Raw genomic sequence first — 15204 nt, forward strand, 5'->3', positions numbered from 1 at the left:
ATGGAAACCCTGTCTTTTGAATTTCCTGCCGGACAGCCGCCCAAAGGCCGCGCGCTGGTGGGCGTGGTTGGCTCGGGTGATCTGGAAGTACTGCTGGAGCCCGGTTCGCCCGGCAAGTTGTCGATTCAGGTGGTGACCTCGGTCAACGGTGCCTCGCTGCGCTGGAAGCATCTTTTCGAGCGCATGTTCGACGGCCAGACCCCGCCTGCGCTGAGCATCGACATCCATGACTTCGGGGCCACGCCCGGCGTGGTGCGCCTGCGCCTGGAGCAGGGCTTCGAGGAGATCGGTCATGACTGATAATGCACGTTTGCTGAGCCAGCACAGTTTTATCGAACTCGGTGCCCGACAGCGCGCCCGCGCTCTGCTGGATGCCGACAGCTTCCGCGAATTGCTTGGCCCGTTTGATCGCGTCATGTCGCCCTGGCTTGCCCGACAAGGCGTTGTCCCTCAAGCCGACGATGGCGTGGTGGTCGCCAAGGGCACTGTTGATGGACGGCCGGTAGTCATTGCGGCCATCGAAGGCTCGTTTCAGGGCGGCAGCATGGGCGAAGTCGGCGGCGCAAAAATGGCCGGTGCGCTTGAGCTGGCCGCCGAAGACAACCGCAACGGTATTCCCACCGCAGCCATCGTGCTGCTGGAAACCGGTGGCGTGCGTTTGCAGGAAGCCAATCTGGGTCTGGCAGCGATTGCCGAGATTCATGCCGCGATGGTCGACTTGCGTCAGTACCAGCCGGTGATCGGCGTAGTGGCTGGCAGCGTCGGCTGTTTTGGCGGGATGTCCATTGCTGCGGGCTTGTGCAGCTATTTGCTGGTGACCCAGGAAGCCCGCCTGGGCCTGAACGGCCCGCAGGTGATCGAGCAGGAAGCCGGCATCGAAGAATACGATTCCCGTGACCGCCCGTTCATCTGGAGCCTGACCGGTGGCGAGCAGCGGTTTGCCAGTGATCTGGTGGACGGTTTTGCCGCAGACGATGTGGCCGATGTCCGGCAGCAGGTCAGCGGCTGGCTCAAGCAGGGCGTACCGGCAGCGCATCGCAGTAGCCAGTACGAACTGTTTCTGCAGCGCCTCACCAGCCTCGACACCGAAGCGCAAATCGATCCGCAGAGTGTACGTACCCTTTATCAAGGAGCCCGGTCATGAGCTATTCACAACGGGGTTTGCACTGGTTCAACGCATTGAGCGCAGGTGCTACGCAAGTTGACGGTCTGCCTGCCTCGCTCAAGGTCGCCGATGGCTTGCTGGGCGACCAGCCAGTGCGCTTTGTGGCGGTGGTTGCCGATACCGGCAATCGTTTCCCTCGGGCGCGTCAGGGCGAGGTCGGTCTGCTGGAAGGCTGGGGCCTGGCCAAAGCTGTGGATGATGCCATCGAGCAGGACCGCGACCGCGCCGAAAAACGTGCACTGATTGCGATTGTCGATGTGCCGAGCCAGGCCTATGGCCGCCGCGAAGAAGCGCTGGGCATTCATCAGGCGCTGGCCGGTGCGGTGGACAGCTATGCGCGGGCACGTCTTGCCGGGCATGCGGTGATTGGTCTGCTGGTCGGCAAGGCTATGTCCGGCGCGTTTCTGGCCCACGGGTATCAGGCCAATCGGTTGATCGCACTGCGTGATCCCGGCGTGATGGTGCATGCGATGGGCAAGGCTTCCGCCGCTCGGGTAACGCTGCGCAGTGTCGAAGACCTGGAAAAGCTCGCCGCCAGCATCCCGCCAATGGCCTACGACATCGACAGCTATGCCAGCCTTGGTCTGCTGTGGGAAACCCTTTCGGTCAGCCAGATCGAGCAGCCCACTGCGGATGACCTGACTCAGGTTCGCAATGTTCTGAGCAGTGCGATCAGAGACGTGCGGGCCAGCGGGGTCGACCTGAGCAGCCGTCTGGGCGCGAGCAATCGTGCGGCATCGGCCACCGTGCGCCAGTTGCTGCGGGCGCAATGGTGATCGACAGCGCTTGCGCAGTACTGCCCCATGATTTGCTGTGGGGCATGCCGCTGTCTGCCTTGCCGGGCGATGCGCCCAAATGGGCGGTCGAAACGGTGCTGGCCGGGCAGCCGGTCGTGGTGCGTCGGCAGGCCATGCCAGCCGGTCAGGTGGCCGTAGGGTTGCGCGGCTACGGTCGTGAGCAGCGCTATGCCGCGAGCATGCTGCTGGCGGATGTCTATCGGCGGGTAATCCCCGAGCAACTGGTCTTGTGCCCGACCGAGAATACTCAGGACTGGCCCGCATTGCGTGCCTTGCGCCAGGTCCGCCCGGTGATGGATGCGCTGGAACTGGTCTGGGGTGTCGGTGGCAGCGCCGGGTTCGAATTGGCCAGTGGTATTGCGGCGTTGAATCAGGACAGCGATCTGGACCTGATTTTGCGTACGCCTGAGCCGTTAAGTCGCAGTTGCGCAGCCGAATTGGTCGAGGCGCTGGAAACATCGGTCTGCCGGGTCGATGTGCAGCTGCAACTCGATCATGGCGCTGTGGCGCTGCGTGAATGGGCGCGGCCAGCGGGGCGGGTGTTGCTCAAGACCGCAGCAGGGGCGCGGCTGGTTGCAGATCCGTGGCATCTGATCGAGGCGTGCGCATGAGCAGCCTGTGGGTGTTCCCCGGTCAGGGCGCGCAGCAGGCCGGCATGCTGCATCAGTTGCCTGACGACCCTGTCGTCCACGATTGCCTGCAGCAAGCTGCCGATGCTCTGGGCGAAGACGTACTGGCGCTGGACAGCACTCAGGCGCTGCAAGCGACCCGCGCCGTCCAGCTTTGCCTGTTGATCGCCGGTGTTGCCTGCGCCCGTCTGTTGCAGGCGCGTGACTGTGTGCCGGACTACGTTGCAGGACTGTCCATCGGCGCATATCCGGCAGCGGTGATCTCCGGGGCGCTGGCCTTTGACGATGCCGTGCGCCTGGTCGCGTTGCGCGGCGAGTTGATGCAGAACGCCTGGCCCGAAGGTTATGGCATGACTGCGGTGATCGGTCTGGACCAGACACAGGTCGAGGCTCTGATCACGCAAGTACACAGCCCGGAAATGCCAGTGTTTCTCGCCAATATCAACGCCGACAACCAGATGGTGATCTCGGGCAGCGCCGAGGCGATGCAGCAGGTCGGTCATTTGGCCAAGGCGTCGGGGGCCGCGGCGGTCAAGCGTCTTGCGGTCAGTGTGCCCTCGCATTGCGCCTTGCTGGAAGCTCCCGCGCAGCAACTGGCAGAAGCCTTTTCAAGGGTTGCGTTGCAGGCACCGAAGATACGTTATCTCAGCGGCAGCACGGCGCGTCCGCTGCTGAGTGCCGAAAAACTGCGTGACGACCTGGCCTTCAACATGTGCCGGGTCATCGATTGGCGCAGCACCGTGGAAACCGCCTGTGAGCGAGGCGTGCGCCTGCACATCGAATTGCCGCCCGGTGCCGTGTTGACCGGGCTGGCGCGCAAAGTCTTCCAGCAAGGAACGGCGCTGGCCTTTCAGGCTGCGCGTCTGGACAGCCTGATCGCGCTGTCGCACGAGGAGGGTCGCCGCACTCCATAGAGCCGCCGTGCAGCTGCTACGAAGGACAAAAACAACAACTTCAGCAATGCAAACAGAGGAATAACAACAATGATTATCTATGGTGTTGCACTACTGGCTATCTGCACGCTCGCGGGCGTGATTCTCGGTGACATGCTCGGCGTTCTGCTGGGCGTGAAATCCAATGTGGGCGGGGTCGGGATCGCCATGATCCTGTTGATCTGCGCACGTCTGTGGATGCAGAAACACGGCGGCATGACCAAGGACTGCGAAATGGGCGTGGGCTTCTGGGGCGCGTTGTACATACCGGTGGTGGTGGCGATGGCCGCGCAACAAAACGTTGTGACCGCACTCAAGGGCGGGCCGGTCGCGGTATTGGCCGCTGTCGGTTCAGTGGTGCTCTGCGCCTGCACCATCGCAGTGATCAGTCGCACCAATCGTGGCGAGCCTTTACCCAAGGAAGAGCCGCTGCTGACGCCTGTGATCAAGCCTGAAATCACCCCGGCTGGAGGTCGCTGATATGTGGGACCTCATCGAGAAAGGACTTGAACACAACGGCCTGATCACCGCATTTGCCTTCGTCGGTATCATCATGTGGGTCTCGGTGGTGCTTTCAAAGCGCCTGACCTTCGGCCGGGTGCATGGCTCGGCCATCGCGATTGTCATCGGGCTGATTCTGGCCTGGGTCGGCGGCACGTTGACCGGAGGCCAGAAGGGGCTTGCCGACATGGCGCTGTTCTCAGGCATCGGCCTGATGGGCGGGGCGATGTTGCGTGACTTCGCCATCGTGGCGACTGCCTTTGAAGTGCAGGCAACCGAGGCACGCAAGGCCGGGCTGATCGGAGCAATTGCCTTGCTGTTGGGCACCATTCTGCCGTTTATCGTGGGCGCGAGCATTGCCTGGGTGTTTGGCTACCGCGATGCAATCAGCATGACCACCATTGGCGCGGGCGCCGTAACTTACATTGTCGGTCCGGTGACCGGTGCTGCGTTGGGTGCGACCTCTGATGTGATTGCCCTGTCGATTGCCACCGGCCTGATCAAGGCGATTCTGGTGATGGTCGGTACGCCCATGGCAGCGCGCTGGATGGGCCTGGACAACCCGCGTTCGGCGATGGTCTTCGGTGGTCTGGCCGGTACGGTCAGCGGCGTTACCGCAGGGCTGGCCGCAACCGACCGGCGTCTGGTGCCTTACGGCGCGCTGACCGCTACGTTCCACACCGGTCTGGGCTGCCTGCTCGGGCCGTCGGTGCTGTATTTCATCGTGCGCGCCATTGTCGGTTAGTCCCTTCGATCAGGTCGCCTGCTCCAGCAGGCGATTCGCATACATCCGGCACTCGGCCAATAGCGCGAGCAGGTTGGGATCGCGCTGTTTGGACTTGAGAAAGACCATGCCGATGTGTTGCTGCATCCGGTAGCGGCTCTGCAATGGAATCAGCCGCACGCGGTTTTCATACACCGCGGCTATGCGCCCCGGCAGCAGCGCATAGCCGACGCCGGAACTGACCATGCTCAGCAGGGTGAAGATGTCATTGACCTGCATCGCCACTTTGGGCTCGAACCCGGCCTGCTGAAACACCCGTATACCATCGCGATGAGTGGCAAAGCCTTGGGTGAGGGTGATGAATGTCGCTTCACGCAGGTCGCTGAGATCCACCTCGCTGTGCTCGGCAAACGGCGAGTCGGTGGGCACAGCCAGGAAGATATCGTCGGAAAACAGCGCCAGGTGCTCGCAGTCCGGGTCATGGGTGCTTTCATCCAGCGACACCAGCATGGCGTCGACTTCCATGTTCTTGAGCTTGTACAGCAGGTCCATGTTCGAGCCCAGAATCAGGTCGATATTCAGCTCGCTGCGGCGGATTTTCAGGCCCATGATCAGCTGCGGCACGGTCTTGACGGTCAGTGAATACAAAGCCCCAAGGCGGAAGCGTGCCGCCGAAAAGCCTGCCGCCTGACGGGTCAGCTCTACGGTGGCGAGCACATCCTGCACCAGCTTCTGCGCACGCTCTTCCAGCACATACGCGCTTTCCAGCGGCGTAAGGTTGCGGCCTTCGTGTTTGAACAGCGGGCAACGCAGGGCGCTTTCCAACGAGTGAATGGCGCGGTGCACGCTGACGTTGCTGGTCTGCAACTCCTCCGCCGCCCGCGCCAGATTGCCGGTGCGCATGAAGGCCAGGAATATTTCCAGTTTTTTGAGCGTCAGTTCGTCATCGATCTGCATGTCGTGGCGCTGGTTATTGATGTGCGCTGATTGTGCACAAGTCGTGCGCCGATAGCTGCTTAAAATATCCGTCACTGAAACAGGGTGTTGCGGTTTGTTTCAATAACCGCGAGCCTCTGCTCCCAGTGTTTTGCCACAAGAGGGTATTGAGCGGATGTATTACGGAGAAAAATTCAACGCCTGGTCCCACCTGGTGGGCGCAGTGCTGGCAGGTGTCGGCGCAATCTGGCTATTGGTGATGGCGAGTCTGCACGGCGATGTCTGGAAAGTGGTCAGTATTGCGATCTATGGTGCCTGCCTGGTCACGCTGTACAGCGTTTCGACGATCTACCACAGCGTCAAGGGCCGTTCGAAATCGATCATGCAGAAGGTCGATCACTTTTCGATCTACCTTATGATTGCGGGCAGCTACACGCCGTTCTGTCTTGTGACATTGCGCGGCGCGTGGGGCTGGACCCTGTTCGGTATCGTCTGGGGGCTGGCGCTGATCGGCATTCTGCAGGAGATAAAACCCCGCTCTGAAGCGCGAATCATGTCCATCGTGATCTACGCCGTGATGGGCTGGATCGTCCTCGTGGCGGTCAAACCGCTGATTGCTGCGCTCGGCCTGGCGGGCTTCATCTGGCTGGCCGGCGGCGGCGTGCTGTACACCGTCGGCATTCTATTCTTCGCCTACGACCAGATCCGCCACTTTCACGGCATCTGGCACCTGTTCGTGATCGGCGGCAGTTTGATGCACTTCGTGGCGATTTGTTTTTATGTGCTGTGAAAGTGGCCAGGTTCAGGCCTCAATGGCTGGGTATATGCAAATCCTTGTGGGAGCGAGCCGGTGTCTGACTCTGAGCGTGCAGCGCCTTTGAGGACGCATCAAATGATCAGAAATCGCCCCACAACTGCTGCGCCACGCTGAGCGCGACCACTGGGGCGGTTTCAGTGCGCAGGACGCGCGGGCCGAGGCGCGCGGCGTGGAAGCCGGCATCTTGCGCCTGATCGACTTCCGCATCGTTCAGACCGCCTTCCGGACCAATCAGAAAGGCCAGGCTGGCAGGCTTGTCATGGCTGGTCAGAGGTTCAGCCACCGGGTGCAGGACCAGTTTCAGGTCGGCCTCGGTGTGCTTGATCCACTCGGCCAGCGGCATCGGGGCATGAATCACCGGCACCACCGATCGACCGCACTGCTCGCAGGCGCTGATTGCGATCTGTTGCCAGTGCGCCTGGCGCTTCTCGGCGCGTTCGTCCTTCAGGCGCACCTCGCAGCGTTCGCTGACAATCGGGGTAATTTCGCTGACGCCCAGCTCGGTGGCCTTTTGAATAGCCCAGTCCATGCGTTCGCCACGCGACAAGCCCTGGCCCAAGTGGATGCGCAGGCCTGACTCGACCTGCCCGGCAAAGCTTTCGGTCAGTTGCACATGCACGCGCTTCTTGCCGACTTCCAGCAAGGTGCCGCGAAACTCCTGGCCCGATCCGTCGAACAGTTGAAGCGCGTCACCTTCGGTCATGCGCAGCACGCGGCTGATGTAATGCGCCTGGGCCTCAGGCAGTTCGTGCTCGCCCAGGCTCAGCGGCGCTTCAGTAAAAAAGCGGGACAGTCTCATGGTGTGTCTCGGTTCCGGTGTTCGTTCTGTGAGGGTGCATTCGCGAGCCAGCTAAGGTCGCTCGGACAAGCCCCAGCCAGTGGGAGCGAGCTTGCTCGCGAAGGCGCCAGTCCGGCTGCATTTGGTTTTAGCCCCTAACCCGGATCCCTGAAGTCCGGATGAAAGTTCTCGCGCACGGCAACACTGACACTGCTGCGCGTAGCGATATCAATGCCCTCGGTAGCCACCTCGGCCAGAAAGTCGATCTGCTCCGGGGTGATCACATACGGCGGCAGAAAATACACCACACTGCCCAGTGGCCGCAGCAATGCGCCACGTTCCAGCGCATGCTGAAAGACCTTCATGCCACGCCGTTCCTGCCACGGGTAGGCGGTCTTGGTGGCTTTGTCCTGAACCATTTCGATAGCGATGGCCATGCCGGTCTGACGCACTTCCGCCACATGTGGATGGTCCACCAGATGCGCCGTGGCTGTCGCCATACGCTGCGCCAGGGCCTTGTTGTTCTCGATGACGTTGTCCTGCTCGAAGATATCCAGTGTCGCCAGCGCCGCCGCACAGGCCAGCGGGTTGCCGGTGTAGCTGTGCGAGTGCAGGAACGCACGCAGGGTCGGGTAGTCGTCGTAGAACGCGTCGTACACATCATCGGTGGTCAGGCAGGCCGCCAGCGGCAGGTAACCACCGGTCAGGGCCTTTGACAGGCAGAGGAAATCCGGGCGGATACCCGCTTGTTCACAGGCGAACATGGTGCCGGTGCGGCCGAAACCCACGGCGATTTCATCGTGGATCAGGTGCACGCCGTAGCGGTCGCAGGCTTCGCGCAGCAGCTTGAGGTAGACGGGGTGATACATGCGCATGCCGCCTGCGCCCTGAATCAGCGGTTCGACGATTACTGCTGCAACGCTGGCGTGGTGTTCGGCGAGGGTCTGTTCCATGGCGGCGAACATGTTGCGCGAATGCTCTTCCCAGCTCATGCCGTCCGGGCGGTGATAGCAGTCGGGGCTCGGTACCTTGATGGTGTCGAGCAGCAGCGCCTTGTAGGTTTCGGTAAACAACGGCACGTCGCCCACCGACATCGCCGCCATGGTCTCGCCGTGGTAGCTGTTGGTCAGGGTGACGAAGCGTTTCTTGTCTGGCTGGCCGCGATTGAGCCAGTAGTGAAAACTCATCTTCAGCGCGACTTCAATGCACGATGAGCCATTGTCGGCGTAGAAGCAGCGGTTCAGGCCCTCGGGCGTCAGTTTGACCAGCCGTTCGGACAGCTCGATGACCGGCTGATGACTGAAGCCGGCAAGAATCACGTGCTCCAGCTGGTCGACCTGATCCTTGATGCGCTGGTTGATGCGCGGGTTGGCGTGCCCGAAAACGTTGACCCACCAGGAACTGACAGCGTCCAGATAACGCTTGCCTTCGAAGTCTTCAAGCCATACGCCTTCACCGCGCCTGATCGGTATCAACGGCAGATTTTCGTGGTCTTTCATCTGGGTGCAGGGGTGCCACAGGACCTTCAGGTCACGTTGCATCCACTGGTCATTGAGGCCCATTTTCAATCTCCGGGTAGCGACTCGCCTGATGCGAGGACGAACAATCGCGCAAGCCTATGCAATGCCCGGCTGCGGAACAACCTTTGATGCAGTTTTAACGGCTGATGGACATTGCTGGCGGCTATTTGATGGCTCGCGTATCCTGCGCAGCAAGTCGATGTGCCGGGCTGACTTGCCCAATCTTCCCTATGTTTTCTGGAGTTCGCCGAATGCTTTCTGGTTGGCTGCGCGCCTGTGCGCTGATAGTGGCAGGGTTGGTCAGCGTTTCGACGCTCGCCGATGAAAAACAACGAACCGCCATTGTCGTCGGTGGTGGTCTGGCAGGTTTGACTGCCGCCTATGAACTGCAGGCCAAAGGCTGGCAGGTGACGGTGCTGGAAGCCAAGCCGAGTCTGGGTGGACGCTCCGGTCTGGCGACCAGCGAGTGGATCGGCAACACCAAGGCTCAGCCTGTGCTGAACCGCTACCTGGACAGCTTCAAGCTGACTACCGTGCCCGCGCCTGAATTCGTACGCACGCCCAGCTACCTGATCGACGGTGTGTACTTCACCCAGGCTGACCTGGCCGTCAAGCAGCCGGCGACCGCCGAAGCCATCAAGCGCTACAACGACACGCTGGATAACCTCGCGCGTTCGGTTGACGACCCGGAAAACCCGGCGTCCAACAGCACGCTGTTTGCGCTGGACCAGATCAACGTCGCCAACTGGCTGGACCGTCTGAACCTGCCTGCTACGGCGCGTCAGTTGATCAATCAGCAGATCCGTACCCGCTACGACGAGCCTTCGCGCCTGTCGTTGCTGTACCTCGCCCAGCAATCGCGGGTTTATCGCTCGGTCGACGAGCGTGACTTGCGTGCTGCGCGCCTGCCCGGAGGCAGTGCGGTGCTGACCCAGGCGTTCGTCAAGCAACTCAAGACCGTCAAGACCAACTCGCCGGTGACGGCAGTCGTCCAAGAGAAGGACAAGGTCACCGTCAAGGCTGGCGCGACCAGCTACACGGCGGATTACGTGGTCATGGCCGTGCCGTTGCGTTCGCTGGGCAAGATCCAGATGACGCCTGCGCTGGACGCTCAGCACATGGGCGCGATCAAGAGCACCAACTACGGCTGGCGCGACCAGATCATGCTCAAGTTCAAGACCCCGGTCTGGGACAGCAAGGCACGCATGTCCGGTGAAGTGTTCAGCAACACCGGTCTGGGCATGCTGTGGGTAGAGCCCGCGCTCAAGGGCGGCGCCAACGTGGTGATCAACCTGTCCGGCGACAACGCACGCATCATGCAAGCCTTCGGCGACAAGCAGATGGTCGATCAGGTGCTGATCCGTCTGCATGCGTTCTACCCTGAAGCACGCGGCGCCTACACCGGCTATGAAATCCGCCGTTACAGCGTCGACCCGTCCACCGGTGGTTCCTACCTGGCATTCGGTCCCGGCCAGATCAGTAAATACTGGCGTCTGTGGGAGCGGCCGATTCTGCGCGTAGCCTTTGCTGGCGAGCACACCGACACCTTGTACCCCGGCACTCTGGAAGGTGCCTTGCGCAGCGGTCAGCGTGCGGCCGGTCAGGTCCAGGATCTGGCCGCTGGCAAGTCGTTCGAACCGGTCAAGGTTGCACCGCCGAAAGCGCCGGCCCCGGCTTCGCAGAAGTCCGAAGGCAATTTCTTCAGCAACATGTTCGGCGGTTCGTCCGACAAACCGGCTGAAGCTGCCAAGCCGCAGGCCGACAAGCCAGGCTTCTTTTCGCGCATGTTTGGTGGTGCTGAAGAACCGGCCCCGGCCCCGGCACCTGCTCCGGTAGAGAAGGCTGTAGAGCCTGCTCCAGCGCCTGCACCGGCTGTTGCTCCGGCGCCCGTGGTTGCACCGGTGGTTCAGCCTGCCAAGCCGCCGGTTAAAGCCGAGCCTGCGAAGAAACCGGCGACCAAGGCTGAACCTGCGAAAAAGCCGCAGAGCAAGGAAGCCGCCAAAAAAGAAGCGGCGAAGAAAGAAGCAGCAAAAAAGGAAGCTGCGAAAAAAGAGGCAGCGAAAAAGGCTCAGAGCAAACCGGCTCCTGCCAAAACCCCTGCTGAAACAGCGCCCGCAGACGTTAACAACTGACCGGGTAATAGCTGAGCGAAAGAGGACGCGGTGTATACCGCGTCCTTTTTTTTTGCCCGCTGAATTCGTTCTGTCTGTGTGGGCTGGGGATATCTGAGCGGATCATGCCGTTCATCGGTATCGAACGGCCGATGGTCATTGCAAAGTATTACTGACGGCAAATTATCGAGATGCTGCCGCAGCGAGGACAGCCTGAGATGCTGTAAAGCCTGTCAGGTGTTGGTGTAACCAGCAGAACCGGCGTACGAAACGTCCAACAGACCTATCGTATTGTTCGATATGTCCGAGCGAAATTTTGCGCTTTCATTCGATAGATAAAAAGCTAGTCTGGTAACACTTCTGACAAGGTACTGGTAATGCAGCTACGTAATTCATCCTCTCGCTACGGTCTGGTCAGCATGGTGCTGCACTGGGGTGTGGCTGCTGTCGTGTTTGGTATGTTCGCGCTGGGGCTGTGGATGGTCGGGCTGGATTACTACGATACGTGGCGCAAGGCAGGCCCTGATCTGCACAAGAGTATTGGTATCACCCTGTTTGCGATCATGTTGATCCGCGTGGTCTGGCGTCTGCTCAGCCCGCCACCGCCGCCGTTGACCAGCTACAGTAAGTTGACGCGCATCGGTGCCGCATTCGGTCACCTGTTTTTGTATGTAGCACTGTTTGCCGTGATGTTTGCCGGTTACCTCATCTCCACCGCTGACGGCGTGGGGATTCCGGTATTCGGCCTGTTCGATGTGCCCGCGCTGGTTTCGGGCCTTCCTGATCAGGCAGAAACGGCGGGCTGGATTCACCTGTATCTGGCCTGGGTCATCGTGATATTCGCGGGGCTCCATGGTCTTGCTGCATTGAAACACCACTTCATCGATCGCGATGTGACCCTCAAGCGTATGCTGGGTCGTAATTGATTGTTCAACCAAAACGGGAATAAAAGCATGTTGAAGAAGTCTCTCGCCGCTCTGGCTCTGGGTACTGCACTGTTGTCTGCTGGCCAGGCCATGGCTGCCGACTACGTTATCGACAAGGAAGGTCAGCACGCATTCGTTGACTTCAAGATCAGCCACCTGGGCTACAGCTTCATTCACGGTACTTTCAAGGACTGGGACGGCACGTTCAGCTTTGATGCTGCCAAGCCTGAAGCCAGCAAAATCAATGTCGAGCTGAAAACCGCCAGCCTGTTCACCAACCATGCCGAGCGCGACAAGCACATCGCCAGCAAGGACTTCCTGGACGTTGCCAAATACCCGGAAGCCAAGTTCGTTTCCACCAGCGTCAAATCGACCGGTGAGAAAACTGCTGACGTGACTGGCGACCTGACCCTGCACGGCGTGACCAAGCCAATCGTGATCAAGGCAACCTTCAACGGCGAAGGCAAGGATCCGTGGGGCGGCTACCGTGCTGGCTTCAACGGCACTTCGACGCTGAACCTGAACGACTTCGGCATCAAAGGCCCTGGCCCGACGTCGCAGACGCTGGATCTGGACATCACCTTCGAAGGCGTACAGAAGAAGTAATTGCACGCCTGATCGACAAAACGCCGACCCTTGGGTCGGCGTTTTTGTTGGTGCGCTGAAACTTCCTGAGATAACTATCGTGCCAATCCTCCGCATTGGCATGCAGTTCGTGACGCTCTGCGTCACAGGTCTGAGCCGCGCTGCCGTCTCAAGATCGGACGCGGAGCGTCCAGGACTGCGCTACCACGCAGAGCGTGGAGATGAATAAAGCGCTTTTTTATCACAATGGCACTGACGACTCAGATTGCGACCTTAGTGACGGCTGAGTCCTGACGCTGATCCGGGGGATGCTCGGCAGGACGCCGAGCAAGCCGCACCGGGCCATGGATGGCCCGTTGCGGCGGGCCCCCGGATCAGTGACAGGGCGAAGGAACCCGACGAAGTCGGGCCGGAAACAGGAGCGAGGGGGTTTGCCTACTTTGGCCCCATCAAAGTAGGTCGCCGAGGGGCGAAAAGGGGGCTTGAGTCTGGAATATATTTAACTGACATCGCAGAGCCCTTGTGTGACGCGGAGCGCCATAAAGAGGGCGCAGAGCGTCCAGAACTGCGCTACCACGCGGAGCGTGGGAGCGATGATCAACATCCTCCAGGGCCACAAACAAAAACGCCCCGAGCAAGTCGGGGCGTTTTGGGTGTTGCGTGGCTATCAGCTGTCGCGGTTGCGGGTCAGCAGGGCCGGTTTTTCACCGCGTGGGCGGCTCGGCAACTGGTCCAGCTGCTCGGCAGACGGGAAACGGTCGATCTTGGATTCCTTATGCACGATCTTCGGCTGAGGCTGACCGTCGCGCGGGGCACGCACGGCTGGCTCCTGACCTTCACGCGGCAAGGGCTGATCTTCACGTGCCGGGCGACGGCCACGTGGCTGACCATCACGCGAACGCGGAGCCGATGAACCCGAACCGTTGCGCTTTGGCGCGCCAGTACCGGAACCGTTACGAGCGCCGCCCGCAGGTCGACCCGAATTGGCTGGGCGAGCTGCGCCGCCAGCAGCCGGAGCTGCACCGGGTGCTGCTGCAGGACGACGACCACGATTCTGGCCTTTTCCCTGATAAGGACTGACGTAGTCAGCACGATTGCCGAAGTTGTCTACTTCATCGTCACGGAACTCGTCCGGCGCACGATCGGGCGCCGGACGCGGTATGGATGGCTGCGATGCACGCTGTTCGCTGCGAGGCGTGCCCTCACGAGGTTTTTTTTCGCGTGGCTGCCTTGCAGGGCGTTCGCCAGTGGCGGATGCAGCGGCAGGTTTTTCCTTGCCTTTGTCCTTGCCCTTGTCGCGACGACCGCCGTTGTTCTTGTCGCCTGCAGGACGTGCACCACGGGAGTTGCGAACATCCGGACGCTCACGCACTTCCGGTTTTTCAGCCTCGACTGCGGTGATGTCGAAGCCCATCAGGTCGCCATCAGCGATCTTCTGTTTAGTCATGCGCTCAATGCTTTTGAGCAGCTTCTCTTCGTCCGGCGCAACCAGGGAAATGGCTTCACCCGAACGACCGGCCCGGCCGGTACGGCCGATACGGTGAACGTAGTCTTCATCGACGTTTGGCAGCTCGAAGTTGACGACATGCGGCAGTTGGTCGATATCCAGGCCGCGTGCGGCGATATCGGTCGCGACCATGATGCGTACATCACCTGCCTTGAAGTCGGCCAGTGCCTTGGTACGGGCGTTCTGGCTCTTGTTGCCGTGGATCGCGACAGCCGCAAGGCCGTGCTTGTCCAGGTACTCGGCCAGACGGTTGGCACCGTGCTTGGTGCGGGTGAAGACCAGCACCTGTTCCCAGGCACCGACAGTGATCAAATGCGCGAGCAGCGAACGCTTGTGGTTGGCGGCAAGGCGGAAAACCCGTTGCTCGATACGCTCGACCGTGGTGTTTGGCGGCGTGACTTCGATGCGCTCGGGGTTGTGCAGCAGCTTGCCAGCCAACGACGTGATGTCATTGGAGAAGGTCGCCGAGAACAGCAGGTTCTGACGCTTGGCCGGCAGCCGCGCGAGGACCTTCTTGACGTCATGGACGAAGCCCATGTCGAGCATCCGGTCTGCTTCATCGAGCACCAGAATTTCAACGTGGGACAAATCGACACTGCCTTGACCGGCCAGGTCGAGCAGGCGGCCGGGGCAGGCTACCAGTACGTCCACACCACGGGACATGGCCTGAACCTGCGGGTTCATGCCGACGCCGCCGAAAATGCAGGCGCTGACGAACTTCAGGTCGCGGGCATAGAGCTTGAAGCTCTCGTGCACTTGTGCGGCCAGTTCGCGGGTGGGGGTCAGGACCAGAACGCGCGGTTGGCGCGGGCCGTGACGCTGGGATTTGTCCGGAACACCATTGGGAAACAGCCGCTCCAGAATAGGGAGGGCGAAACCGCCGGTTTTACCAGTACCGGTCTGTGCCGCAACCATCAGGTCACGACCTTGCAACACGGCGGGAATGGCCCGCTGTTGCACGGGGGTAGGCTGGGTATAGCCCGCTGCCTCGATGGCGCGGACTAAAGCCTCGGAGAGACCGAGGGAAGCAAAGGACATGAGTAATCCTGTTCTGTTGGAGCTTAAGCTCAAGGGATGTCTTGCCTGGCGCGAATGGCGTGTAAAGACAACGCGATCCCGTCCGGTCCTGCCGGGTCTTCAGTGCATCTCGTGACGTCTGCGCTTGATGAAAATTGCGCTGTTGGCGTGAACGAGTGACGATTTCAAGACCGGGCCTCCGGGCGTAAGCCTGGCGGGAAGGCTGGAGTATAACAGAGCGAACGCAATACGCCGCTTT

Annotated in this window: 15 protein-coding genes; 11 read left to right on the forward strand and 4 right to left on the reverse strand. The window is 60.8% G+C overall.

Annotation, left to right across the window (positions count from 1 at the left end):
• The 7 genes from RYB09_RS04460 (at position 1) to madM (ending at position 4769) form a co-directional block, all read left to right on the forward strand.
• On the forward strand, positions 1-300 hold the full coding sequence (locus RYB09_RS04460; RefSeq protein WP_004654333.1) for a malonate decarboxylase subunit delta: 300 nt from the start codon (positions 1-3) through the stop codon (positions 298-300).
• A complete protein-coding gene (locus RYB09_RS04465) occupies positions 293-1144 on the forward strand; it encodes a biotin-independent malonate decarboxylase subunit beta (RefSeq protein ID WP_005747356.1) in 852 nt (283 codons plus the stop codon). The genes RYB09_RS04460 and RYB09_RS04465 overlap by 8 nt, the downstream gene beginning before the upstream one ends.
• Positions 1141-1941 (forward strand): biotin-independent malonate decarboxylase subunit gamma, encoded by an 801-nt coding sequence (gene mdcE, locus RYB09_RS04470; RefSeq protein ID WP_219170821.1) that lies wholly within the window; start codon positions 1141-1143, stop codon positions 1939-1941. The genes RYB09_RS04465 and mdcE overlap by 4 nt, the downstream gene beginning before the upstream one ends.
• Positions 1935-2573: a malonate decarboxylase holo-ACP synthase gene (locus tag RYB09_RS04475; protein WP_316887588.1), complete on the forward strand. Its 639-nt coding sequence runs from the start codon at positions 1935-1937 to the stop codon at positions 2571-2573. The genes mdcE and RYB09_RS04475 overlap by 7 nt, the downstream gene beginning before the upstream one ends.
• Complete coding sequence (mdcH, locus tag RYB09_RS04480; protein WP_316887589.1) at positions 2570-3505, forward strand: malonate decarboxylase subunit epsilon; 936 nt, start codon at positions 2570-2572, stop codon at positions 3503-3505. The genes RYB09_RS04475 and mdcH overlap by 4 nt, the downstream gene beginning before the upstream one ends.
• A gap of 69 nt (positions 3506-3574) precedes the next feature.
• On the forward strand, positions 3575-4003 hold the full coding sequence (gene madL, locus RYB09_RS04485) for a malonate transporter subunit MadL (RefSeq protein WP_058399832.1): 429 nt from the start codon (positions 3575-3577) through the stop codon (positions 4001-4003).
• Between the two features lies 1 nt (position 4004).
• Positions 4005-4769 (forward strand): malonate transporter subunit MadM, encoded by a 765-nt coding sequence (gene madM / locus RYB09_RS04490; protein ID WP_058399833.1) that lies wholly within the window; start codon positions 4005-4007, stop codon positions 4767-4769.
• 9 nt (positions 4770-4778) lie between these two features.
• Here madM and RYB09_RS04495 read toward each other — a convergent pair whose 3' ends face one another.
• Positions 4779-5705 (reverse strand): LysR substrate-binding domain-containing protein, encoded by a 927-nt coding sequence (locus RYB09_RS04495; RefSeq protein ID WP_057402746.1) that lies wholly within the window; start codon positions 5703-5705, stop codon positions 4779-4781.
• Positions 5706-5859: 154 nt separating this feature from the next.
• Here RYB09_RS04495 and trhA point away from each other — a divergent pair, with 154 nt between their 5' ends.
• Positions 5860-6474, forward strand: coding sequence for a PAQR family membrane homeostasis protein TrhA (trhA, locus tag RYB09_RS04500; RefSeq protein WP_044317446.1), 615 nt, complete (start codon positions 5860-5862; stop codon positions 6472-6474).
• Between the two features lie 106 nt (positions 6475-6580).
• On the opposite strand, the gene RYB09_RS04505 is transcribed toward trhA, so the two are convergent.
• Positions 6581-7300 carry a 16S rRNA (uracil(1498)-N(3))-methyltransferase gene (locus tag RYB09_RS04505; protein ID WP_004654353.1) on the reverse strand — a complete coding sequence of 240 codons (720 nt, stop codon included), beginning with the start codon at positions 7298-7300 and terminating at the stop codon, positions 6581-6583.
• 134 nt (positions 7301-7434) lie between these two features.
• A complete protein-coding gene (locus RYB09_RS04510) occupies positions 7435-8841 on the reverse strand; it encodes an adenosylmethionine--8-amino-7-oxononanoate transaminase (RefSeq protein ID WP_058399834.1) in 1407 nt (468 codons plus the stop codon).
• A gap of 209 nt (positions 8842-9050) precedes the next feature.
• Here RYB09_RS04510 and RYB09_RS04515 point away from each other — a divergent pair, with 209 nt between their 5' ends.
• The 3 genes from RYB09_RS04515 to RYB09_RS04525 all read left to right on the forward strand — a co-directional run bounded on the left by RYB09_RS04515 (position 9051) and on the right by RYB09_RS04525 (position 12442).
• Complete coding sequence (locus tag RYB09_RS04515; RefSeq protein ID WP_316887590.1) at positions 9051-10931, forward strand: flavin monoamine oxidase family protein; 1881 nt, start codon at positions 9051-9053, stop codon at positions 10929-10931.
• 356 nt (positions 10932-11287) lie between these two features.
• On the forward strand, positions 11288-11836 hold the full coding sequence (locus RYB09_RS04520) for a cytochrome b (RefSeq protein WP_002551706.1): 549 nt from the start codon (positions 11288-11290) through the stop codon (positions 11834-11836).
• Between the two features lie 27 nt (positions 11837-11863).
• A complete protein-coding gene (locus RYB09_RS04525) occupies positions 11864-12442 on the forward strand; it encodes a YceI family protein (RefSeq protein ID WP_054988389.1) in 579 nt (192 codons plus the stop codon).
• A gap of 646 nt (positions 12443-13088) precedes the next feature.
• Here RYB09_RS04525 and RYB09_RS04530 read toward each other — a convergent pair.
• A complete protein-coding gene (locus tag RYB09_RS04530) occupies positions 13089-14966 on the reverse strand; it encodes a DEAD/DEAH box helicase (RefSeq protein WP_316887591.1) in 1878 nt (625 codons plus the stop codon).
• Positions 14967-15204: the final 238 nt, after the last annotated feature.

The organism is Pseudomonas syringae group sp. J254-4 (genome assembly GCF_032586855.1).
Lineage (GTDB): Bacteria > Pseudomonadota > Gammaproteobacteria > Pseudomonadales > Pseudomonadaceae > Aquipseudomonas > Aquipseudomonas amygdali.